Here is a 20,821-nt window from a genome sequence, read left to right as displayed (position 1 = left end):
TCGATCTGGTCGTTCTCGTGCTCAGGCATTCTCATCCATGTCGATCAGGTCCACTTCGGGAAGCAATGGCGCCAGCGGAGGCAGCTCCGCCAGCGACGACAGCCCGAGTCGCTCCAGGAACAGCTCGGTCGTCGAGTACAGGGTCGCGTGGGTGTCCGCGTCGATGCCGGCCTCGGTCAGCAGACCGCGCGCCAGCAAGGTGCGTACCACACCGTCCACGTTCACCCCCCGTACCGCAGCGATGCGGGCACGGGTCAGGGGTTGACGGTATGCCACCACTGCCAAGGTCTCCAAAGCCGCTCGGGTCAGGCGGCTGCGGGCACCGTCGAGCAGCAGCCGCTCCACGTAGGGGGCGTGCACGTCGCGGGTGAACAGTCGCCATCCGTCTCCGATTCTACGGAGGTCCATCCCGCTGCCCCGCGCGGTGAGCGCCGCCGCCATCCGCTCCAGGCTGGCGCGCACCCGCTCGGCCGGCTCCTGCACCGCCGAGGCCAGCACCTGCTCCGACGCCGGGGCGTCCACCACCAGCAGCAGCGCCTCCAGCGCCGACTCCAGCTCCTGCTCGTCCAGGCCCTGTTCGTCCAGATCCTGCTCGTGCTCGGGGGTGCTCACCCGTAGTCCTCTCCCAGCTCGTCCACGGTCACCACGGCCTGCCCCGACCACTGCACCAGCAGCGGGCCCAGCGCCTCGTCCTGGTCGAAGATCACCGCCGCCTCCCGGTACAGCTCCAGCAGCGCCAGGAACCGGGCCACCACCTGCACCGTGGACTCGCAGTCGGCCACCAGCTCCCCGAACGCCGTCCACCGCTGCCCGCCCGCCGCGCGCAGGCGCTCCAGCAGCAGCGCCGCCTGCTCGGGCACCGACACCTGCGGGGTGTGCAGGTGCGCCAGGCTGACCTCCGGCGGCGGTGGTGCGGGGCGGAACACCGCGGCGGCCACCTCGGCGAAGCGCTGCGGGTCCACGCCCAGCAGCACCTCCGGCAGCAGCGCCGAGAAGCGGTCCTCCAGCGCCACCGAGCGGGGGTAGCGGCGCAGCGCGGCCCGCTCCAGCTCGGCGAACATCGCGGCGACCTGCTTGTAGGCGCGGTACTGCAGCAGCCGGGCGAAGATCAGGTCGCGGGCCTCCAGCAGGGCCAGGTCCTCGGCGTTCTCCACGTCACCGGCGGGCAGCAGCCGGGCGGTCTTGAGGTCCAGCAGCGTCGCGGCCACCACCAGGAACTCGGTGGTCTCCTCCAGCCCGGCCCGCTCGCCGAGCAGCCGGGTGTGGGCGATGAAGTCGTCGGTCACCTGGTGCAGCGCCACCTCGGTGACGTCCATCCGCCGCTGCGTGATCAGCTGCAGCAGCAGGTCGAACGGGCCCTCGAAGTTGGTCAGCCGCACCGTGAACGGGGCGGTGGAGCCGGGCCGAGCACCGACGCCGGGCTCGGGCGCCACGTCCCGCAGCTGCCCGAGGTCGGTGCTCACGGTCTCACCGAGCGATGACCTCGCGGGCCAGCTGGCGGTAGGCCGCCGCGCCGGGCGAGCTGGAGGCCCAGGTGAGGATGGACTCCCCCGCCACCGAGGTCTCCGGGAACTTCACCGTCCGGTTGATCACCGTGTCGTAGACGGTGTCGCCGAACACCTCCACCACGCGGGACATGATCTCCCGGGCGTGCAGGGTGCGGGCGTCGAACATGGTCACCAAGATCCCGGACAGCACCAGCCGCGGGTTGAGCCGGTCGCGGACCTTCTCCATGGTGTCGTTGAGCAGCGCCAGCCCGCGCAGGCTGAAGTACGCGCACTCCATCGGGATGACCACGCCGTCGGCGCAGGCCAGCGCGTTCACGGTGAGCAGGCCCAGCGAGGGCTGGCAGTCGATGAGGATGTAGTCGTAGCGGTCGACCACCTGGCGCATCACGCGGCCCAGGGTCTGCTCGCGGCCCACCTCGTTGACCAGCTGGATCTCCGCGGCGGAGAGGTCGATGTTGCTGGGCAGCAGGTCGACGCCCTCGATCTTGGTCTGCACCAGCACGTCGTCCACGGCGGCGCGCGGCTCCACCAGCAGGTTGTGCACGGTGAGGTCGAGGTCGTGGTGGGCCAGGCCGAGGCCGGCCGACAGCGCGCCCTGCGGGTCGAGGTCCACCAGCAGCACCTTGCGGCCGCACTCCGCCAGCGCAGCACCCAGGTTGATGGTGGACGTGGTCTTGCCGACGCCACCCTTCTGGTTGCACATGGCCAGCACGGTGGCCGGGCCGTGGCTGCTCAGCGGCGGCGGCTCGGGGATCTCGCGGCGCGGGCGGCCGGTGGGGCCGAGCGGGACGTCGGCGCCCGTCGCGTCGGACGCCTGAGGAGCTGCCCCCGGGGGGTTGGCCTGCGGTGTCGACACGGTGGGGTGCCTGCCCTTCGCTGTTGCAGTGCGGCGTTGTTGCCGGCACGAGCCTAGGAGTCGATGGTGTGCGCAAGCAACGCGCCCCGCCCACGAGACGCTGCATTCGTGCCGGTACACCGCGCTCTGGGCCCCTGGCGGAGGCTGCGGGCTCCCCTGCCGGGCCTAGCGGGCGCGGGGGTGCGCGCCGGCCCACACCTCGCGCAGCCCGTCCACCGTCACCATCGTGTACACCTGCGTGGTGGTCACCGAGGCGTGACCCAGCAGCTCCTGCACCACCCGGACGTCGGCGCCGCCGTCGAGCAGGTGGGTGGCGAAGGAGTGCCGCAGGGTGTGCGGGGAGACGTCGGTGGTGATGCCGGCGCGCTCGGCGGCGGTCTGCAGCACCTGCCACGCGCTCTGCCGGGACAGCCGGCCGCCGCGGGCGTTGAGGAACAGCGCGGGCCCGGCCCGGGAGACCAGCGCCGGGCGCCCCCGCACCAGGTAGGACTGCAGCGCGTCCAGGGCAGGGCGGCCCACCGGCACCAGCCGCTGCTTGCCGCCCTTGCCCGCCAGCACCACGGTGCGCGACTCGGTGTCCACGTCGTCCACGTCCAGGCCCACCGCCTCGGAGATGCGGGCGCCGGTGGAGTACAGCAGCTCCAGCAGCGCCCGGTCGCGCAGCTGGCGGGGTCCGGCCGCCTCCCCCGAGCCACTCGCGGCGTCCAGCAGGGCCAGCACCTGGTCCACCGCCAGCGCCTTGGGCAGCCGCTTCGGCCCGCTGGGCGGGCGCACCTCCCGGGCCACGTCCACGGTGGTGATGCCCTCGCTGGCGGCGAAGCGGTGCAGCCCCCGGGCGGCCACCAGCGCCCGGGCGGCGGAGGAGGCGGCCAGCGGCGGCACCCCGTGCTCGGCGTCGCCGGTGCGCAGCGCGCGGACGAAGGCGGTGACGTCCTGCTCCTGCACCGCGGCGAGGTCGGTGACGTCGCGGTTGGCCAGGTGCTGGCAGTACCGGCGCAGGTCGCGGCGGTAGGACTCCAAGGTGTTGCGGGCGCTGCCGCGCTCCACCGCCAGGTGGTCCAGGTAGGTCTGCACCTGGACGGTGAGGGGAGCGGACGGTTCGGGCACGGCGCTCAGCATCCTCTCCACCTGGCTCACCTGGGGCGACCCACCCTGCGCGCGTCGGAACTGCAACCCCCTCAGTGGCTTTGACCACGATATTGTGCGCACATGACCCAGCCAGGCAACGACGGTTCATCCCCAGTCACCAACAACCAGCGAGACGAGACGCGCGCCCTGCTGGGCCAGCACTACGCCCAGGGACGGATGACCGCCGACCAGTACTCCGACCGGATGGGCACCGCCGCCACCGCGGCCACGGTGGACGAGCTGCGGGAGCTGTTCAACGACCTGCCGCACCCCTACCCGATCTCCCTGGGCGGCCAGCACTCCCCCGGCCAGCCGGGACCTGGTCAGCCGGGACCTGCCCAGCCCGGCCCCTACAACAAGCCCGGTCCGGCGCAACCGGGTCCCTACGGCCAGCCCGGTCCGGCCCAGCCGGGCCCTTACGGCCAGCCCGGTCCGGCCCAGCCGGGCCCCTACGGCCAGCCCGGTGCCTACGGCCAGCCCGGCCCCTACGGCCAGCCGGCACCGGCCGGCTACCCGCGACCCGCGGCGGGCGCCCCCTACGGCGTCGATCCGCTCAGCGGAGTGCCGTTCTCCGACAAGGAGAAGCTCACCGCCGGCCTGCTCCAGCTGTTCCTGGGCGGCTTCGGCGTGGGCCGCTTCTACACCGGCCACACCGGCATCGCGGTGGCCCAGCTGCTCACCTGCGGCGGCTGCGGCGTCTGGAGCCTGGTCGACGGCATCCTGATGCTCACCGGCAAGGTCACCGACCCGCAGGGACGCCCGCTGCGCGGCTGAGCCGCTGACCGGCCTGGGCTTGTCGGCGCGCCTAGAGTGCAGGCATGAGTGCTTCGCCGGACCCCGGGCTCATGCGCACGGACGACGCCGAGCGCCACGACGCCCAGCAGGTGCTCGGCCAGCACTTCGTCGCCGGCCGGCTGGACTACGCGGAGTACCAGGACCGGCTCAACGCCGCCACCGCTGCACGCACCCGCAAGGACCTGTGGGAGCTGTTCTCCGACCTGCCCCAGCCACACCCGCGGGTGCTCGGCGCGCTCGGCGGGCCGGACCACCTGGGCCACGGCGAGCTCGCGCCGCCGTACTGGGGCGCCCCTGCCGCCGCGCCCGCACCCCCTGCGCCACCGCGCTTCCCCGGCTTCGCGGCGCCCCCGGCGGGAAGCGGCGCCTACGGGTACCCCGCGCCGGGCCACGGCGGACAGCCCAGTGCCCCCTACGGCGTGGACCCGCGCACCGGCCGCCCCTGCTCCGACAAGGTGCGGGTGACGGCGGGAACGCTGCAGATCGTGCTGGGCTGCCTGGGCATCGGCCGCTTCTACACCGGCCACTACGGCGTGGGCACGGCCCAGCTGCTCATCACGGTGCTGTCGCAGGGCACCCTGGCGCCGCTGGTCATCTTGTGGGGCGTCATCGACGGCATCCTCATGCTCACCGGGTTCGTCTCCGACCGCCGCGGCCGTCCGCTGCGCTAGGCAGGGCCAGGTCGGCTGGTCCTCGCGGTAGCGTGCCGCTCGTGAGTCGCCGAGGCAGTGCCACCCTCGACCGGCGGGTCGCGCTGGGCACCGGGGCGCTCGCGCTCACCGCGCTGGTCGCTGCTGCCGTCGCCACCACCGTCGCCCCCGAGGCCGGCGTGGTGCTGCCCGTTCCGTCGACCACCGCGTGGTTGCTGGGTGCGGTCACGCTGGCGCTGCAGGCCACCGCGCTGCTGTGGCGTCAGGTGGCACCGCGAGCCATCCTGCTCGTCGTCGCCCTCGGGATGGTGCTGTGCGGGCTCTGCGGCCTCGGTGACGCGGTCGGGCTGGCCCAGCTGGCCACCCTGGTCGCGGCCTACACCCTCGGGCTCGCCCAGCCGCTGTCCCGGTCCTGGCCCACCTTCGTCGCGGCGGCGCTGCTCGCCGGTGCCGGCACGCTGGCCAGCAGCCTGGGCAGCGGCGAGCCGGTGGCGCCGTCGGTGGGCCTGGGGCTGCTGCAGGGCCTCAGCACCGTGGCCCTCCCCCTGGGGGTGGCGGTGGTGGTGGCGGCGCGCCGCGAGGCTCGCCTGGCCCGGGAGAGCCGGGCGGCCGCCCTCGAGCGGGAGCACGGCGCGCTGGTGCAGGCTGCCGTCGCCCGCGAGCGCACGGCGATGGCCCGCGAGCTGCACGACATCGCCGCCCACCACCTCTCCGGCATCGCCGTCATGACCGCGGCGATCGGCACCCAGATCGACTCCGACCCCGCTGGCGCCAAGGCCGCGGTGGCGCAGGTGCGGGCGCAGAGCACCGCCGTGCTGCGGGACCTGCGCAGCCTGGTCGGCCTGCTCCGCGAGGACGATGCCCCCGCAGCCGACCCCGGCCGAGTGCGGCCCGAGTCGCTGGCGGGCATCGCCGCGCTCGTCGACGACGTCACCACCGCGGGCCGGGACGTGGGACTGACGGTGCTGGCCGGGACGCGGCCGCTGGGTGAGGGCGTCGGCCCGCTCGCCCAGCTGGGGGCCTACCGGATGGCGCAGGAGGCCCTCGCCAACGCCGCGCGGCACGCCCCCGGTGCACGCACCGAGGTCACCATCGACAACCGCGACCCCGACGCCGTGCTGGTGACGGCGCACAACGGCCCGGCAGGCCCGGCCCCGGCCCCGGCCGACGGGCGGCGTGCCGGGTTCGGCATCGTCGGGATGCGGGAGCGCGCCGAGCTCACCGGGGCGAGCCTCGACGTCGGCGCCACCGCCGACGGTGGGTGGCAGGTGAGCCTCCGGATGCCCCGGGAGCCGCACCGGGCGGACGCGCTCGCGGCGGAGGACGCATGATCCGGGTGGTGATCGCCGACGACCAGGCGCTGGTGCGCGCCGGGTTGCGGACCCTGCTGGACGCCGAGGCCGACCTCGAGGTCGTCGCCGTCGCCGCGGACGGCCACGAGGCGGTGGACGCCGCCCGCGCGCTGCGCCCGGACGTGGTCTGCATGGACATCCGGATGCCCGGCCAGGACGGCATCAGCGCCACCCGAGAGCTGTGCGGGCCCGGGGTGGCCCACCCGGTGCCGGTGCTGGTGCTCACCACCTTCGACGTGGACGAGTACCTCTTCGGGGCGCTGGAGGCCGGGGCATCGGGCTTCCTGCTCAAGGACGCCGAGCCGGAGGTGCTGGTCGCCGCGGTGCGGTCGGTCGCGCGCGGCAACGGCACCCTCGACGACAGCCTCACCAAGCGGGTGCTGCGCGAGGTGGTCACCCGCCGCGAGATCGTCCCCGTCACCGCCGGACGCGCCTCGGAGCTGCTCACCGCCCGCGAGCTGGACATCCTGTTGCTGCTCGCCCAGGGGTTGTCCAACGACGAGATCGCCGCCACCCTGGTGCTGGAGACCTCCACGGTGAAGTCCCACCTGGCCCGGATGATGCCCAAGCTCGGCGTCCGCTCCCGCCTGCAGGCCGCGGTGTGGGCCTACCAGAACAAGGTCGTGGCCGTCCCCGAGTGAGCGCTTGCATCGAAGGATGCAACGTCGCGATCCCCCTCCCACGGCGCTCGAGACGCCGCGCAGGAATTCCTAGGTTCGACAGGTGCCCATCCTGCGACCGAGGAGACCTGCGATGACCGCCTCCACCACCGCCCGGCAACCACTGCCGGACCGCATCACCGCCGCCGCGCTGCGGCTCGTCGACGTCCACAAGCAGCACACCGGTGCCTCGGGGGCGGTGCACGCCCTGCGCGGTGTCTCGCTCACCCTGGACGCTGGCTCCTTCACCGCCGTGATGGGCCCCTCGGGGTCGGGCAAGTCCACCCTGCTGCACTGCGCCGCCGGGCTCGACGTCCCGACCCGCGGCCGGGTCACCGTCGGTGAGCGCGACATCAGCGCCCTCGCCCCCGACGCGCTCACCCGGTTCCGCCGCGACCACGTCGGCTTCGTCTTCCAGGCCTACAACCTCGTGCCACACCTCAGCGTGGCCGACAACATCCAGCTGCCGGTGATGCTGGCCGGGCGCGAGCCAGACCGCGACTGGCAGGCGGAGCTGCTGGACGCCGTCGGCCTGGCCGGGATGGCCGACCGCCGCCCGGGTGAGCTCTCCGGCGGACAGGCCCAACGGGTCGCCATCGCCCGGGCCCTGTTCTCCCGGCCGACGGTCGTCTTCGCCGACGAGCCCACCGGTGCGCTGGACACCCGCACCGGTACCGCGGTGCTGACGCTGCTCCGCGACACCGCCCACCAGCTCGGGCAGACCGTGGTGGTGGTGACGCACGACGCCGCAGTGGCCGCCACCGCCGAGCAGGTGCTGTTCCTCTCCGACGGACGCCTGGTCGACCAGCTCGCCAATCCGACGGCCAAGACGGTCGCCGAGCGCATGCTCGGGCTGGAGCGGTGAGCGCGATGTGGCGCCTCGCCCGCTCCGGTGCCGCCGCGCACCTGCCGAGCCTGGTTGGACCGTTCGTGGTGCTGGCCCTGGCCGGGGTCCTGCTCTCCGGCACCGGCGTGCTGATCGAGTCCGGTCTCCGCTCCGGCGGCGACGCCGGGTTCCTCGTCGTCCTGGCCAGCTCGTTCACCGGGACCGCGACCGTGCTGGTGGTCTTCGTGGTCGCCGCCACCGTCTCCCTCGCCCTGCGCCAGCGCCAGCGGGACTTCGCGCTGCTGCGCGCGGTGGGGGCGACGCGGGGGCAGATCCGCAGCCTGGTCAGCCGGGAGACCGGTCTGGTCACGCTGGTGGCAGCACCGGTGGGCGCGCTGGTCGGCCTGGTCGCGGTGCGTTCCCTGACCCCGCTGCTGGCCTCGTCCCAGATGGTCGACCCGGACTTCCAGCTGACGCTCTCCCCCCTGCCGGTGCTCGGGGCCCTCGTGTTCCTGTTGCCGGTGGCCTGGCTCGCCGCGCGGCTGGCCACCCGCGGCACCCTGCGTGCCGCACCCACGGCGGCCATCGGCGACAGCGTCGTCGAGCCGGTCGGCATCGGCCGCATTCGTCGGACCAGCGCGATCGTCGTGGCGGCGGTGGGCCTGGCCGCAGCGCTGAGCCCGGTGGCCGTGCCCGGCGCCCTGGGCAGCGCCACGGCCGCGGTCTCGGCGTTCCTGCTCATCGGGGCAGCGGCGCTGGCCGGTCCGGTGCTGGTGGCGTGGGTGCTGCACCGCATCGGTCGCCGCGGCGGACCGGCCACGCAGCTGGCGCTGGCCAACACCCGCGGCTTCTCCCGGCGGCTGACCACGGTGGTGGTGCCGCTGGCGCTGGCCCTGGGGGTCGGCACCGTGCAGGCCACCATCGACGACACCATGGTGGTCGCGGGCGCCCAGCAGCTCGCCGACGGGCTGCACGCGGACCTGGTGGTCACCGGCACGGACCTCGAGCGACACCAGCTCACCGCCGTGCCGGGCGTGGAGGTGGCCACCCCGCTGGCCTCCGTGCCCGCCCAGGTGCGCACCGACGACGAGAGCGGGTGGCTCGGCGCCCTGGGCTGGGAGCCCGTGCCGGTGCGGGCCCTGCCTGCCGGCGGCGTCGCGGCGACGCTCGACCCCGGGGTGGTGGACGGCGACCTGGCCGGCCTGGACCGCACCGACACCGTCGCCATCAGCCGCGACGCCCGCCTGGACACCGGCAAGGGCCTCGGCGACACCATCGCGATCCGGTGGGCCGGTGGTGAGCTCACGGTGGCCACCGTGGTCGCGGTGTACGACCGTGGCCTGGGCTTCGGCGACTACCTCACCGGCCAGGGCACCCCCGCCTCGCACGGCGTGGACGTCCCGCCGGACACGGTGCTGCTGCGCACCAGCGACGCCGGCGTCGGGCCCGCCGTCGCCGGCCTCGGGCTGACCGTGCAGGGCGAGCAGGAGCACGTGGACGCCGTGGTGGCCGCCGGTGGCGGCCAGCGCGAGCTGTCCACGATGCTGCTGCTCCTGCTGCTGGCCTTCGTGGGCGTGGCCGCCGCCAACGCCCTGGTGCTCACCACCGCTGGGCGGCGGGCCGAGCTGGTGCTGCTGTGGCGCACCGGCGCCACCCGCCGACAGCTGGTCGCGATGGCCGGGGTGGAGGCGCTGGTCACCGGGGTGGTGGCGTGGCTGATCGGCACGGCCACCGTGCTCCCCGCGGTCCTGGGTGTCAGCGTCGGACTGCTGGGCCCGGCGGTGCCGCCGGTGGACCTGGCCACCTACGGCGCGCTGAGCGCGGCGGTGCTGCTCATCCCGCTGCTGACCGTCGTCCCGGTGGTCGCCCGCGCCGTGGGCCAGCGCCCGCAGGTGCCCTCGCTAGGGTCAGCCACATGACCCAGCTCTACGACCCGTCCCCCGTCGAGCTCGTGCACCTGCAGCGCTGCGTCGAGCTGGCCACCGAGGCACTCGCCGACGGCGACGAGCCGTTCGGGTCGGTGCTCGTCGACGGCGAGGGCCGCGTGCGCTTCGAGGACCGCAACCGGGTGGGCGGCGGCGACGCCACCCGGCACCCGGAGATCGAGATCGCGCGGTGGGCAGCCGCGCACCTGAGCCCGCAGGAGCGCGCCGGCTGCACCGTCTACACCTCCGGCGAGCACTGCCCGATGTGTGCGGGGGCGCACGGGTGGGTGGGGCTGGGGCGAATCGTCTTCGCCGCCAGCTCCGCCCAGCTGTCGGACTGGCTCACCGAGTGGGCGGAGCCGGCCGCCCCGGTCGCCCCGCTGCCGATCACCACGGTGGTTCCGGGGCTGCCGGTGGCGGGCCCGGTCGCCTCGCTCGCCGAGCAGGTCCGGGCCCTGCACGCCCGCCAGCGGGGTCGTCGCTGACGGGCGGGCAGCACCCAGGGTCTAGCTGTGCACCCAGGTTCTAGCTGTGCGCGGCCTCGCCCCGGCGGAGCAGCGCGAACGACTGGTCGGTCCACTCCGCGTCCGGCGTGCGCAGCGGCGTGCCGGTGGCCCGGGCCGCCGACAGCGCCAGCAACCCGCTGACCGCCGCGCAGTTCACGATGTCGCCGGAGAGCACCCGGCGCACGGCATCAACCAGCGGGACCCGCTGCACCACCAGGTCGGCCTCCTCGTGCTCCGGGTCCGGGCGGTCCACCTCGCTGAGCCCCTCAGCCAGGTACACCCGCATGGACTCGTCGCAGAAGCCCGGCGACGGGTCGATGTCCACCAGCACCGACCAGCGCTGCGCAGCCAGGCCCACCTCCTCGGCCAGCTCGCGCTGGGCCGCGGGCAGCGGCTCCTCGTCCACCACGTCCAGCAGGCCGGCGGGCAGCTCCCACAGCCGCCGGCCCAGCGGGTGCCGGTACTGGTGGATGAGCACCACCTGGTCGGCGTCGTCGAGCGCCACCACGGCCACGCTGGCGTGGTGCTCCACCACCTCGCGGGTGGAGGTGTCCCCGCCCGGCATGCGCACCTGGTCGGCACGCAGCGCCAGGATGGCCCCGCGGTACACCACCTGGCTGTCGGCCACGCTGAAGTCGTGGGCTCCCGGCTCGCTCACCTCAGGACGCCGAGGTGGCCGACTCGCGGTGCGTCAGCTCGACCGGCAGCCGCTCGGCCGCCTCGTAGTCGATGGCCGCGCGGATGAACGCCGCGAACAGCGGGTGCGGCCGGGTGGGCCGGCTCTTCAGCTCCGGGTGCGCCTGGGTGGCCACGAAGAACGGGTGCACCTCGGCGGGCAGCTCGACGAACTCCACCAGGGTGCCCTCCGGGGAGGTGCCGCTGAAGCGCAGCCCGGCCTTGGCCAGCTGCTTGCGGTAGGCGTTGTTCACCTCGTAGCGGTGGCGGTGCCGCTCGGAGACCTCGGTGCTGCCGTACGCCGCGGCCACCACCGAGCCCTTGTCCAGCTTGGCCGGGTAGGCGCCCAGGCGCATGCTGCCGCCCATGTCCGCCTCGCCGGCCACGATCTCGGTCTGGTCGGCCATGGTGGAGATCACCGGGTGCGTGGTGTCCGGGTCGAACTCGCTGGAGTTGGCGTCGTCCAGGCCGGCCAGGTTGCGCGCGGCCTCGATCACCACACACTGCAGGCCCAGGCACAGCCCCAGCAGCGGGATACCCCGGGTGCGGGCGTAGCGGATGGCGCCGAGCTTGCCCTCGATACCCCGCACGCCGAAGCCGCCAGGCACCAGCACCCCGTCGACCTGTGACAGCGCGGCGGAGGCACCGGCCTCGGTCTGGCAGTCGTCGGAGGGCACCCAGACGATCTTCACCTTCGCGCGGTGGGCGAAGCCGCCGGCGCGCAGCGCCTCGGTGACCGACAGGTAGGCGTCGGGCAGGTCGATGTACTTGCCCACCACCGCGATGCGGACGTGCTCCTCGGGCTCGTGCACCCGCTTGAGCAGGTCCGACCACACCGTCCAGTCCACGTCGCGGAAGGGCAGGCCCAGCCGGCGCACCACGTAGGCGTCCAGGCCCTCGGTGTGCAGCACCTTGGGGATGTCGTAGATGGAGGGCGCGTCGGGGCAGGAGACCACGCCGTCCTGGTCCACGTCGCACATCAGCGAGATCTTGCGCTTGAGGCCGTCCGGGATCTCCCGGTCGGCGCGCAGCACCAGCGCGTCGGGCTGGATGCCGATGTTGCGCAGCGACGCCACCGAGTGCTGGGTGGGCTTGGTCTTGAGCTCGCCGGAGGGCGCCAGGTAGGGGATCAGCGAGACGTGCAGGAAGAACACGTTGTCCCGGCCCACCTCGTGGCGGACCTGGCGGGCCGCCTCCAGGAAGGGCAGCGACTCGATGTCGCCGACGGTGCCACCGATCTCGGTGATCACCACGTCCGGGGTGTGACCCTGCAGGTCCGGGCCGCTCATGGCGGTGATCCGGGACTTGATCTCGTCGGTGATGTGCGGGATGACCTGGACGGTGTCGCCCAGGTACTCCCCGCGACGCTCCTTGGCGATGACGCTGGAGTACACCTGGCCGGTGGTGACGTTGGCCCAGCTGGGCAGGTCCCGGTCCAGGAAGCGCTCGTAGTGGCCGACGTCGAGGTCGGTCTCGGCGCCGTCCTCGGTGACGAAGACCTCACCGTGCTGGAACGGGTTCATGGTGCCGGGGTCGACGTTCAGGTAGGGGTCCAGCTTCTGCATCGTCACGCGCAGGCCGCGCGACGTGAGGAGCTGCCCCAGGCTGGAGGCGGTCAGACCCTTGCCCAGTGAGGAAGCAACACCGCCGGTGACGAAGATGTGCTTTGCGTGGTGGGCGTTCTGACGTGACTGAGGCAAAGAGGCTCCCGTGAGATGAGGTGCGGTGTCACTCGGTGCCGGCAAGAAACGGCCGTGACTCACGGAACCCCACGCTAACACGCGCGGGCCCCCACGTGCCGCCGCCGCCCCCTCGAGATGATCACTCGAGGGGGCGGCGGCGGTGGTTCTGGGCGGGGCGGCTCAGCCCTGGGTGGGCACCGTCATGCCCTGGGCGTTGCCCGCGGTGCCGTAGCGGCCCGCGCGGCCGTCCAGCTGCTCCTGCAGCCCCAGCACGGCGGTGATCTGTCCGGCGGCGGTGTCCACGTTGTCCACGGTGGTCAGCGCGGCGGTCACGTCGACGTCGGCGCGGGCCACCCCCAGGGGGCCGTTGCCCTCGGCCGAGCCGGTGCGCCCGGCCAGCACCACGCCGGCGCTGCTGCGGTCCAGCGCGGCGGCGAAGCGGGCGATGGTGGAGGCGCGGTCCCCGGCGCCGTCGCCGGTGACCGCTCCCCCGGTGAGCACCAGGCCGAGCTGTCCGGCGGTGGGGGTGGGTCCGCCGTTGCCGACGAACCCGGCGGCCTGCAGGGCCTGCACGGCCACGGCCAGCTCGGCGGGGGTGGTGCGCGGCTTGGCGGTGGTGGCGTCCAGCAGCAGCACCGAGCCCAGCAGCGAGCCGGCCAGGCTGCCGGAGTCCACCGAGCCGGTGGGCAGCTGCACCCCGGCCGGGATGACGTTGGTGATGGTGGAGCGCACCTGGTCGGCGTTGGCCGGGTTCACGAACGCCGGGGTGAGGGCCACCTGGCCGGCCACCGAGCCGCCGGCGTCGGCGATGAGGCGCACCAGCGCGTCCCGGTCGGCGGAGCTGGCGTCGGGTGCGGTGAAGATGACCACGCTGCGCTGGGTGAGCACCGAGCGCAGCGCCAGCGGCGCCACCGCGGTGTCGAAGCCGTTGGCGGCGTTGAGCTGCTCGCGCAGGGCGTTGCGCTCGGTCTCCAGGGCCCGGACGTTCTGCTGCAGCCCGCTCTTGTCGTCGCGCAGCCCGGAGAGCAGCCCGTTGGACACCGAGGTGGAGCCCAGCACCAGGCCCAGCGCCAGGGCCAGGAACACGGCGGCGATCGAGATGATGTGGTGACGCAGGGTGATCATTCGCGCAGCCCCTTGACCCAGTCGTAGAAGCGGTCCCAGAGGTCCACCGCGTTGTCGAGGTACACCTGGCCGGCGTCGGACACCAGCAGCGCCACCACGATGGCGGCGAGCGCGGCGAGCACCAGCAGCAGCACCGTGCCGGCCGAGACCCGGCTGCGGTACAGCGTGGCCACCGCCTTGCCGTCGACCAGCTTGGAGCCGACCTTCAGGCGGGTGAGGAACGTGGAGGGGTTGGAGTCGCGGCGGCCGCTGTCCAGGAACTCGTGCAGGGTGGCCGGCGAGCCGACGCTGACGATCAGCGAGGCGTTGTTGTGCTCGGCCAGCAGCAGCGCGAGGTCCTCGCTGGAGCCCGAGGCCGGGAAGGTCATGGCGCCGATGCCCAGGTCCTGGATGCGCTCCAGGCCGGGGGCGTGGCCGTCGGAGTGCGCGGGCAGCACCACCTGGGCGCCGCACTTGAGGGTCTCGGTGCCGATGCCGTCGGGGTCGCCCACGATGAGGTCCGGGGTGTAGCCGGCGGCCACCAGCGCGTCGGCCCCGCCGTCCACGCCCACCAGGATGGGGCCGTACTCCTTGATGAACGGCTTGAGCCGCTTGAGGTCCTCGGCGTGGTCGTAGCCGTTGCTGACCACCACCACGTGCCGGTCACGCATCTCCACCTGGATCTCGGGCACACCGACGCCGTCCAGCAGCAGCGAGCTCTCCCGGCGGATGAACTCGATGGTGTTGCCGGAGAACGCCTCCAGCTGGTCGACCAGGCCGGTCTTGGCCTCGACCATCAGGTCGGCCACCGACTCCTGGCTCTGCTCGGAGCCCTGCGCCAGCTCCTTCTCGCCGGCGTAGAGCGAGCCCTCGTTCAGGCGCAGCTTGGCGCCGTCCTTGACCCGCCGGAACACCTCGCCGCCCACGCTGTCCACGAGCGGGATGCCCGCCCCCACCAGCACCTCGGGCCCGAGGTTGGGGTAGCGGCCGGAGATGGAGGGCGCGGCGTTGACCACCCCGGCGACCTCGGCGTTGACCAGCGCGTCAGCGGTGGCCCGGTCCAGGTCCATCTCGTCGAGGACAGCGATGTCACCCGGTCCGATCCGACGCAGCAGCCGCGGGGTGTTTCGGTCGATCCTGGCCACTCCTTCGACGCCCGGTAGGACCTCCTGGGAGCGACTGAGCAGGCCGGTGATCTTCATGACCTTGATGATGACTGGCCACTATGGCCTGCCGGTGGAGGCGCGCCGCAGCGGCAGGCCCCGCCCGACCGGCGGTTCTCAGGCGTCGCGGGCCGCGGCCGCGGTGGCCAGCAGCTCCTCCGCGTGTGCCTTGCCGGTCTCGGTGTCCTCAAGCCCGGCAAGCATTCTCGCCAGCTCGGCCACCCGCTCCGGCTGGTCGAGGGTGCGCACTCCGCTGACGGTGACGGTGCCGCCCCTGGTCAGCTTGTCCACCACCAGGTGCCGGTCGGCGAAGGCGGCCACCTGCGGCAGGTGGGTCACCACGATCACCTGGTGGGTGCGGGCCAGGCGGGCCAGCCGCTTGCCCACCTCCACCGCGGCGCGGCCACCGACGCCGGCGTCCACCTCGTCGAAGACCAGGGTGGCGGTGGTGTCGGCCTTGGCCAGCACCACCTCCAGGGCCAGCATCACCCGGGAGAGCTCGCCGCCGGAGGCGCTGCGCCCGATGGGCAGCGCGGGGGCGCCCTGGTGGGCGGCCAGCCGCAGCTCCACCTCGTCCACGCCCGAGTCCCCGGCGTGCACCCGGGCCCCGTCCACCACCAGCGCGGCCGGGTCGTTGTCGGCGGCGGGGCGCACCCCGACGTGCACGTGCAGCTCGGCCTGACCCATCGCCAGCCCGGTGAGCTCGGTGGAGACCGCCTTGGCCAGCTTGGTGGCGGCCTTGCGGCGGGCGGCGCTGAGCTTGGCCGCCGCAGCGGTCACCTCCGCGGCCAGCTCGTCCCGGCGCCGCGCCAGCTCGATGAGGGTGTCCTCGGAGACGTCCACCTCCGACAGCCGCCGGGTGGCCTGCTCGGCCCACTCCAGCACCCCGTCCACGTCGGCGGCGTACTTGCGGGTGAGCGCCTTGAGCTGGGCCTGGCGGGTGAGCACCGTGTCCAGCTCGCCGGGGTCGGCGGGCAGCTCGGCCAGGTAGGCGCTGAGCTCGCCGCCGATGTCGGTGAGCACGGCCTGCACCGCGTCCAGCCGCTGGGCCTGGGCCTGCAGCACCTCGTCCTCGCACGCGGCCATCCGGGCGCGGGCCTGCCCGATCAGGCCCAGGGCACCGCCGGACTCGCCGTCGTCGCTGCCCATCAGTGCCGCCTGCGCGTCGGCCGAGCCCTCCCGGAGCACGTCCAGGTCGCCCAGGCGGCGCACCGCGCGGCTGAGCTCGACGTCCTCGCCGGGGCTGGGCGCGACGTCGGCGATCTCGGCCAGGCCCATCCGCAGCTGGTCGGCCTCGCGGGCGAGCTCGCGGGAGCGGCTGGTGCGCTCGGCCAGCTCGCTGCTCACCTGCAGCCACTCGGTGCGCAGCGCCCGGTAGGTCTTGAGCAGCGGTGCCACCGTGCTCTCCGCCGATCGGTCCAGGGCGGCGCGCTGCTGGTCGCTGCGCTGCAGCCGCAGCTGGTCGTTCTGCCCGTGCACCGCCAGCAGCGGCTCGGTGAAGGAGCTGAGCACCCCGGCGGGCACGCTGCGCCCGCCGAGGTGGGCGCGGGAGCGGCCGTCGGCACTGACCGTGCGCACCGCGATCACGCTGCCGTCGTCGTCGGAGTCGGCCCCGGCGCCCTCGGCGACCTCGGCGGCAGCGGCTCCGGCGGCCTCGGTGAGCAGGAAGCGGCCCTCCACCACCGCCTTGGGCGTGTCGGTGCGCACCCGGGAGGGATCGGCGCGGGCACCGCTGAGCAGGTGCAGCCCGGTGACCACCATCGTCTTGCCGGCCCCGGTCTCACCGGTGAGCACCGTCAAACCCGGGTGCAGCTCCACGCTGGCCTCGGCGATGACGCCAAGGCCCTGGATACGCATCTCCGCCAGCACGCGCCCACCCTAGCCCGCGGCACCGACAGCTCAGCCCTGGTGACGTCCGCGCCAGCTCTGCACCGGCAGGCTGAACTTGTGCACCAGGCGGTCGGTGAACGAGGCGTCGTCGAAGCGGACCAGTCGCAGCGGGCGCTCGCCGCGCACCACCTCCACCCGCGCACCGGCGGGCAGCGGCAGGATGCGGCGGCTGTCGAAGCACAGCACCGCGGGCGGACCGCCGGCGTCGACCTCCAGGGCCACCACCGAGGTGGGGCTGACCACCAGCGGCCGGGCGAACAGGGCATGGGCGTTGCTGGGCACCACCAGCAGCGCCTCCACGTCCGGCCACATCACCGGGCCGCCGGCGGAGAAGGCGTAGGCGGTGGAGCCGGTGGGGGTGGAGAAGAGCACGCCGTCGCAGCCGAAGCCGGACACCGGACGGTCGTCCACCTCCAGGACCACGTCCAGGATGCCGCCGCGGGTGGTCTTCTCCACGCTGGCCTCGTTCAGCGCCCAGCTGCGGCTGACCACGACGCCCTCCACGATGACGGCGGCGTCGAGGGTCATCCGCTCCTCCACGCGGTAGCTGCGGGAGACCACCGCGTCCAGCGCGGTCTCCAGGTCATCGGGGTCGGCCTCGGCGAGGAAGCCGACGCGGCCGAGGTTGATGCCCAGCACGGGCACGCCCACCGACCGGGCCAGCTCCGCGGCGCGCAGGATGGTGCCGTCACCGCCGAGCACCAGCACCAGCTCCACCCCGGCGGCGGCGGTCTCCCCCGCGGCGACGGCGTGGGCGCCGAGCACGCTGGGCAGCGCCAGGTCCTCGGTCTCCTCCACCAGCACGCGGATGTGGATGCCGGCCTCGGTCAGCCGGGCTGCCACCCGCTCGGCGGGGCCGGTGGTCTCGGCGCGGCCGGTGTGCACCACCAGCAGCACCTCGCGCTCCGCGGCCGGCTCCGGCCGCAGCTGCGCGGCACCCTCCACCGTCCGCACCGCCGAGGTGCTCGCTGGGGAGGTGCTCACTGGGGGCCTGCCGCTACAGCCTGTCGCACCATGGTTTCCACCGCGTCAGTATCGACGGTGGTGGCAGCATCGGTGCAAGCGGCATGCAACCACAGGAAGAACTCCACGTTTCCCGACGGCCCGGGCAGGGGGCTGGCCACCACTCCCTTGGTCTGCAGCCCGAGGCCGGCGGCCGTGCGTGCCACGTCCAGCACCGCCTCGGTGCGCAGCTCAGGATCGCGCACCACCCCACCGGCACCCACCCGGTCCTTGCCCACCTCGAACTGGGGCTTGACCATGGGCAGCAGGTCAGCGCCGGGGTGCACGCAGGCGACCAGCGCGGGCAGCACCAGCTTGAGCGAGATGAAGGACAGGTCAGCCACCACCAGGTCCACGCCGCCGCCGATCTGGTCGGGGGTGAGGCTGCGGACGTTGGTCCGGTCGTGCACGTGCACGCGGTCGTCGCTCTGCAGCCGCCACACCAGCTGGCCGTAACCGACGTCGACGGCGACCACCTCGCGGGCGCCGCGCTGCAGCAGCACGTCGGTGAACCCCCCGGTGGAGGCCCCGGCGTCCAGGCAGCGGCGACCCTCGATGGTCAAGCCGGCGGGGGTGAACGCCTCCAGCGCACCGAGCAGCTTGTGCGCACCACGGGAGGCCCACTGCTGCTCGTCGGCCACCTCGGTGACCAGCAGCGGGGTGCCCGCCTCCACGGCGGTGGCGGGCTTGGTGGCCACGGTGCCGGAGATGCGGACCCGGCCGGCGTTGATCAGCTCCACCGCGTGCTCGCGGGAGCGGGCCAGACCGCGCCGTACCAGTTCGGCGTCCACTCGGGCGCGCCGGGCCACGTCAGGCCTTGTCGATCGTGGCGAGGGCGGCGGCGAGGCGCTGGTGCAAAGCCTCCAGCTCGTGCAGCTGCGCCGCCGCGGGCGAGGAATCCTCGGGTGCGTGCGGCCCGTCCGGGCGAGGCTGGGAGGCGAGCACCGCATCCACGTCCGCCGTGATGGCTGCGGGGTCTACCCGGCTCGGACCGGGGCGTGGAGCCGTGCTGTTCACCGCGTCCACGCTATCGGATGGCTCTGACCGCCGACGGGCTAGGCGGTGGTGACGCCCCACGCTCGCAGCGCTGCCTCGGCGCCGGCTCCCTCGGCAGTGACGGTGACGACCGCGCCACCCTGCCAGGCCACCGGGCACGCCGCGCGGAGCCCGTCCCAGGGGTTGGCGGCGGGGTCGTCGCAGGCCACGACGAGGGAGTCGCCCTCGAGGCGGGCAGCCCAGCCGTCGACCGGGCCGATGGCCGCGTCGGTGGCCGGACGGTCCAGCGCGGACAGGTCACCGGCGAGGTAGTCCGGGCGTTCCGTGGCGTCGGCGCGCAGCACGTCCAGCGCGGTGCTCACCCCGGTCATCACCAGCAGGGTGGGCAGCTCGGCGGCGCGCCCGCCGGCGATGTCGGTGTCCAGCCGGTCGCCGATCACCAGGGGGTGCTGGGCACGGGCACGTGCCACCGCGTCGCGCATGATCGGCGGGGCAGGCTTGCCCGCCACCTGGGGCTCGGTGTCGGTGGCCGAGCGCAGCACCGCGACCATCGAGCCGTTGCCGGGCAGCAGGCCGCGGTCGGAGGGCAGCGTGGGGTCGAGGTTGGCAGCCACCCACACCGCGCCGCCCCGGATGGCCAGCGCCGCCTCGGCCAGGATCGGCCAGGCGGTCTCCGGGGAGTGCCCTTGCACCACGGCTGCGGGGCCGGCGGCCAGCTCGCGCACGGGTACCAACCCCCGCTCGCGGATCTCCGCGGCCAGTGCCTCGGTGCCCACCACCAGCACGGCGGCACCGGCGGGCAGCTGCTCGGCGAGCAGACCGGCCGAGGCCTGCGCGCTGGTCACCACGTCGGCGTCCTCGGCGGGCAGGCCCAGCTCGCGCAGGTGCTCAGCCACGTCGCCCGGAGCCCGGCTGGCGTTGTTGGTGACGTAGAGGACTCGCTGCTCGCTCTTGCTCAGCGCGTCCACCGCGCCCGGAATGGCGGTGGGTCCGGCGTAGACCGTGCCGTCCAGGTCGACCAGCAGGGCGTCGAAACCCGCCCGCAGGGTGCTCACTGGTCCTCGTCCCCCTCCAGGTCCCCGATCTTCTCCCCAGATCCGGCGCCCTCGCCGCCCGCGCCCAGCGCAGCCGCGCGGTCCTCGGCATCGGTCTCGCCGTCCTCGTCCGCGGTGGCCGCCTGCATGAACCAGCGGATGGCGTCGTCGGTGCGACCGGCAGCCAGCAGCGCGTCGGCGTAGGCGTAGAACAACCGCGCCGCGGCCGAACCCGTGCGGGTGGGATCAAGCTCCGGGGTCTGCAGCATCACCACCGCGGCGTCGAGCTGACCCAGGTCACGACGGGCACCGGCGGCCACGATGCGCAGCTCCTCGGCGGCCTCCCCGGTCAGCTGACGGGCCTCGTCGGAGCGGGCCAGCTCCAGTGCACGCTCGGGACGTCCCAGGGCACGCTCGCAGTCGGCGAGGACGGCCACCAAGCCGGGCCCACCAGCCATGCGTCGGGCGGCGCGCAGCTCGGCGATCGCCTCGGCCCACTCCCCCGCGTGGTACGCGGCGATGCCGGCGGCCTCCCGCACCACGGCCACGCGGCCGGCCCGGCCGCGCGCGGCGCGGGCGTGCAGCAGGGCTCGCTCGGGATCCTCGTCCACGAGCGTGCCTGCCATCACCAGGTGCATGGCGACCTTCTCCGCGTTGGACTTGTCCAGGCTGAGCAGGTCGCGGCGCACGTCGGGGTCGAGCAGCTTCACGTCGACGTCCTCGGGCAGCGGAGGCTCGGGGGGACGGGGGGTGCGGCGCTCGTCGGAGCCCGATCCCGGGCGTGGACGGGCGCCCCGGTCGTGGCGGGCGCCGCCTGAACCGGTGGGCCGGCCGGACGTGGACCGGTCACGACCTCCCCGCGGGCCGTCGAACGAGCGGCGTCCCGAGCTGTCGGGCGTGTTTCCCACGAGGGATTCCTTCCTGACTGTGAAGCATGCGCTGTGCAGATGAGGGTCGTGAACGCACGAAAGGGGACCCCGGTTATGGGGTCCCCTTTCGTGGTGGTGCAAATGATGTTCGGCGGCGTCCTACTCTCCCACACCCTGTCGGGTGCAGTACCATCGGCGCTG

General features: G+C 74.0%; 21 protein-coding genes. 7 read left to right on the top strand and 14 right to left on the bottom strand.

Annotated features, from left to right (window positions below; translation table 11 throughout):
• Positions 1 to 21: 21 nt before the first annotated feature.
• The 4 genes from scpB to xerD form a co-directional block, all read right to left on the bottom strand.
• Positions 22 to 612, bottom strand: a complete 591-nt coding sequence (gene scpB, locus AC3YO9_RS06705; protein WP_489982598.1) for an SMC-Scp complex subunit ScpB — start codon at positions 610 to 612, stop codon at positions 22 to 24.
• Complete coding sequence (locus AC3YO9_RS06700; protein WP_241249917.1) at positions 609 to 1,442, bottom strand: segregation and condensation protein A; 834 nt, start codon at positions 1,440 to 1,442, stop codon at positions 609 to 611. The genes scpB and AC3YO9_RS06700 overlap by 4 nt, the downstream gene beginning before the upstream one ends.
• A gap of 25 nt (positions 1,443 to 1,467) precedes the next feature.
• Complete coding sequence (locus AC3YO9_RS06695) at positions 1,468 to 2,364, bottom strand: ParA family protein (protein WP_127783753.1); 897 nt, start codon at positions 2,362 to 2,364, stop codon at positions 1,468 to 1,470.
• A 165-nt stretch (positions 2,365 to 2,529) separates the two neighbouring features.
• Positions 2,530 to 3,483, bottom strand: coding sequence for a site-specific tyrosine recombinase XerD (gene xerD / locus AC3YO9_RS06690; protein WP_489982597.1), 954 nt, complete (start codon positions 3,481 to 3,483; stop codon positions 2,530 to 2,532).
• 90 nt (positions 3,484 to 3,573) lie between these two features.
• On the opposite strand from xerD, the gene AC3YO9_RS06685 reads away from it, so the two are divergent.
• From AC3YO9_RS06685 to AC3YO9_RS06655, 7 genes are all read left to right on the top strand, one after another.
• Positions 3,574 to 4,266, top strand: a complete 693-nt coding sequence (locus AC3YO9_RS06685; protein ID WP_489982596.1) for an NINE protein — start codon at positions 3,574 to 3,576, stop codon at positions 4,264 to 4,266.
• A 44-nt stretch (positions 4,267 to 4,310) separates the two neighbouring features.
• Entirely contained in the window at positions 4,311 to 4,958 is a 648-nt protein-coding gene (locus AC3YO9_RS06680) for a DUF1707 domain-containing protein (protein ID WP_489982595.1), read from the top strand.
• Between the two features lie 41 nt (positions 4,959 to 4,999).
• The gene (locus tag AC3YO9_RS06675) at positions 5,000 to 6,268 is read left to right on the top strand and encodes a sensor histidine kinase (RefSeq protein ID WP_489982594.1); all 1,269 of its coding nucleotides are present in this window, start codon (positions 5,000 to 5,002) and stop codon (positions 6,266 to 6,268) included.
• Positions 6,265 to 6,930: a response regulator gene (locus AC3YO9_RS06670; protein WP_127783757.1), complete on the top strand. Its 666-nt coding sequence runs from the start codon at positions 6,265 to 6,267 to the stop codon at positions 6,928 to 6,930. Before AC3YO9_RS06675 ends, AC3YO9_RS06670 begins: the two co-directional genes overlap by 4 nt.
• Before the next feature lie 112 nt (positions 6,931 to 7,042).
• A complete protein-coding gene (locus AC3YO9_RS06665; RefSeq protein ID WP_489982593.1) occupies positions 7,043 to 7,813 on the top strand; it encodes an ABC transporter ATP-binding protein in 771 nt (256 codons plus the stop codon).
• A gap of 5 nt (positions 7,814 to 7,818) precedes the next feature.
• The gene (locus AC3YO9_RS06660) at positions 7,819 to 9,693 is read left to right on the top strand and encodes an FtsX-like permease family protein (protein WP_489983431.1); all 1,875 of its coding nucleotides are present in this window, start codon (positions 7,819 to 7,821) and stop codon (positions 9,691 to 9,693) included.
• Positions 9,690 to 10,184 (top strand): nucleoside deaminase, encoded by a 495-nt coding sequence (locus AC3YO9_RS06655; protein ID WP_489982592.1) that lies wholly within the window; start codon positions 9,690 to 9,692, stop codon positions 10,182 to 10,184. The genes AC3YO9_RS06660 and AC3YO9_RS06655 overlap by 4 nt, the downstream gene beginning before the upstream one ends.
• Before the next feature lie 40 nt (positions 10,185 to 10,224).
• Here the strand turns inward: AC3YO9_RS06655 and AC3YO9_RS06650 are convergent, their stop codons facing one another.
• From AC3YO9_RS06650 to AC3YO9_RS06605, 10 genes are all read right to left on the bottom strand, one after another.
• A complete protein-coding gene (locus tag AC3YO9_RS06650; protein WP_489982591.1) occupies positions 10,225 to 10,863 on the bottom strand; it encodes an NUDIX domain-containing protein in 639 nt (212 codons plus the stop codon).
• 1 nt (position 10,864) lies between these two features.
• Positions 10,865 to 12,580 carry a CTP synthase gene (gene pyrG / locus AC3YO9_RS06645; protein ID WP_127783761.1) on the bottom strand — a complete coding sequence of 572 codons (1,716 nt, stop codon included), beginning with the start codon at positions 12,578 to 12,580 and terminating at the stop codon, positions 10,865 to 10,867.
• 162 nt (positions 12,581 to 12,742) lie between these two features.
• Positions 12,743 to 13,687, bottom strand: coding sequence for a copper transporter (locus AC3YO9_RS06640; RefSeq protein WP_489982590.1), 945 nt, complete (start codon positions 13,685 to 13,687; stop codon positions 12,743 to 12,745).
• Positions 13,684 to 14,868 carry a putative cytokinetic ring protein SteA gene (steA, locus tag AC3YO9_RS06635; protein WP_127783762.1) on the bottom strand — a complete coding sequence of 395 codons (1,185 nt, stop codon included), beginning with the start codon at positions 14,866 to 14,868 and terminating at the stop codon, positions 13,684 to 13,686. Before steA ends, AC3YO9_RS06640 begins: the two co-directional genes overlap by 4 nt.
• 78 nt (positions 14,869 to 14,946) lie before the next feature.
• Complete coding sequence (gene recN / locus AC3YO9_RS06630; RefSeq protein WP_489982589.1) at positions 14,947 to 16,698, bottom strand: DNA repair protein RecN; 1,752 nt, start codon at positions 16,696 to 16,698, stop codon at positions 14,947 to 14,949.
• A 30-nt stretch (positions 16,699 to 16,728) separates the two neighbouring features.
• Positions 16,729 to 17,646, bottom strand: coding sequence for an NAD kinase (locus AC3YO9_RS06625; RefSeq protein WP_127784885.1), 918 nt, complete (start codon positions 17,644 to 17,646; stop codon positions 16,729 to 16,731).
• Positions 17,647 to 17,699: 53 nt separating this feature from the next.
• The gene (locus tag AC3YO9_RS06620) at positions 17,700 to 18,530 is read right to left on the bottom strand and encodes a TlyA family RNA methyltransferase (RefSeq protein ID WP_127783764.1); all 831 of its coding nucleotides are present in this window, start codon (positions 18,528 to 18,530) and stop codon (positions 17,700 to 17,702) included.
• A 1-nt stretch (position 18,531) separates the two neighbouring features.
• The gene (locus AC3YO9_RS06615; protein ID WP_127783765.1) at positions 18,532 to 18,738 is read right to left on the bottom strand and encodes a hypothetical protein; all 207 of its coding nucleotides are present in this window, start codon (positions 18,736 to 18,738) and stop codon (positions 18,532 to 18,534) included.
• A 38-nt stretch (positions 18,739 to 18,776) separates the two neighbouring features.
• A complete protein-coding gene (locus tag AC3YO9_RS06610; protein WP_489982588.1) occupies positions 18,777 to 19,772 on the bottom strand; it encodes an HAD-IIA family hydrolase in 996 nt (331 codons plus the stop codon).
• The gene (locus tag AC3YO9_RS06605; RefSeq protein ID WP_241248944.1) at positions 19,769 to 20,659 is read right to left on the bottom strand and encodes a tetratricopeptide repeat protein; all 891 of its coding nucleotides are present in this window, start codon (positions 20,657 to 20,659) and stop codon (positions 19,769 to 19,771) included. The genes AC3YO9_RS06610 and AC3YO9_RS06605 overlap by 4 nt, the downstream gene beginning before the upstream one ends.
• Positions 20,660 to 20,821: the final 162 nt, after the last annotated feature.

The sequence above is a fragment of the Rhodococcus sp. Z6_132 genome (assembly GCF_058133635.1).
Note: the sequence above shows the minus strand (reverse complement) of the source record. Positions and strands in the feature narration are given on the sequence as shown.

Excerpts from the sequence above, each read along its gene's own strand:
- AC3YO9_RS06655 (WP_489982592.1), top strand. The coding sequence starts at position 9,690 with ATGACCCAGCTCTACGACCCGTCCCCCGTCGAGCTCGTGCACCTGCAG.
- steA (WP_127783762.1), bottom strand. The coding sequence starts at position 14,868 with ATGAAGATCACCGGCCTGCTCAGTCGCTCCCAGGAGGTCCTACCGGGC.
- AC3YO9_RS06670 (WP_127783757.1), top strand. The coding sequence starts at position 6,265 with ATGATCCGGGTGGTGATCGCCGACGACCAGGCGCTGGTGCGCGCCGGG.
- AC3YO9_RS06665 (WP_489982593.1), top strand. The coding sequence starts at position 7,043 with ATGACCGCCTCCACCACCGCCCGGCAACCACTGCCGGACCGCATCACC.
- xerD (WP_489982597.1), bottom strand. The coding sequence starts at position 3,483 with ATGCTGAGCGCCGTGCCCGAACCGTCCGCTCCCCTCACCGTCCAGGTG.
- AC3YO9_RS06660 (WP_489983431.1), top strand. The coding sequence starts at position 7,819 with ATGTGGCGCCTCGCCCGCTCCGGTGCCGCCGCGCACCTGCCGAGCCTG.
- AC3YO9_RS06685 (WP_489982596.1), top strand. The coding sequence starts at position 3,574 with ATGACCCAGCCAGGCAACGACGGTTCATCCCCAGTCACCAACAACCAG.
- AC3YO9_RS06640 (WP_489982590.1), bottom strand. The coding sequence starts at position 13,687 with ATGATCACCCTGCGTCACCACATCATCTCGATCGCCGCCGTGTTCCTG.
- AC3YO9_RS06680 (WP_489982595.1), top strand. The coding sequence starts at position 4,311 with ATGAGTGCTTCGCCGGACCCCGGGCTCATGCGCACGGACGACGCCGAG.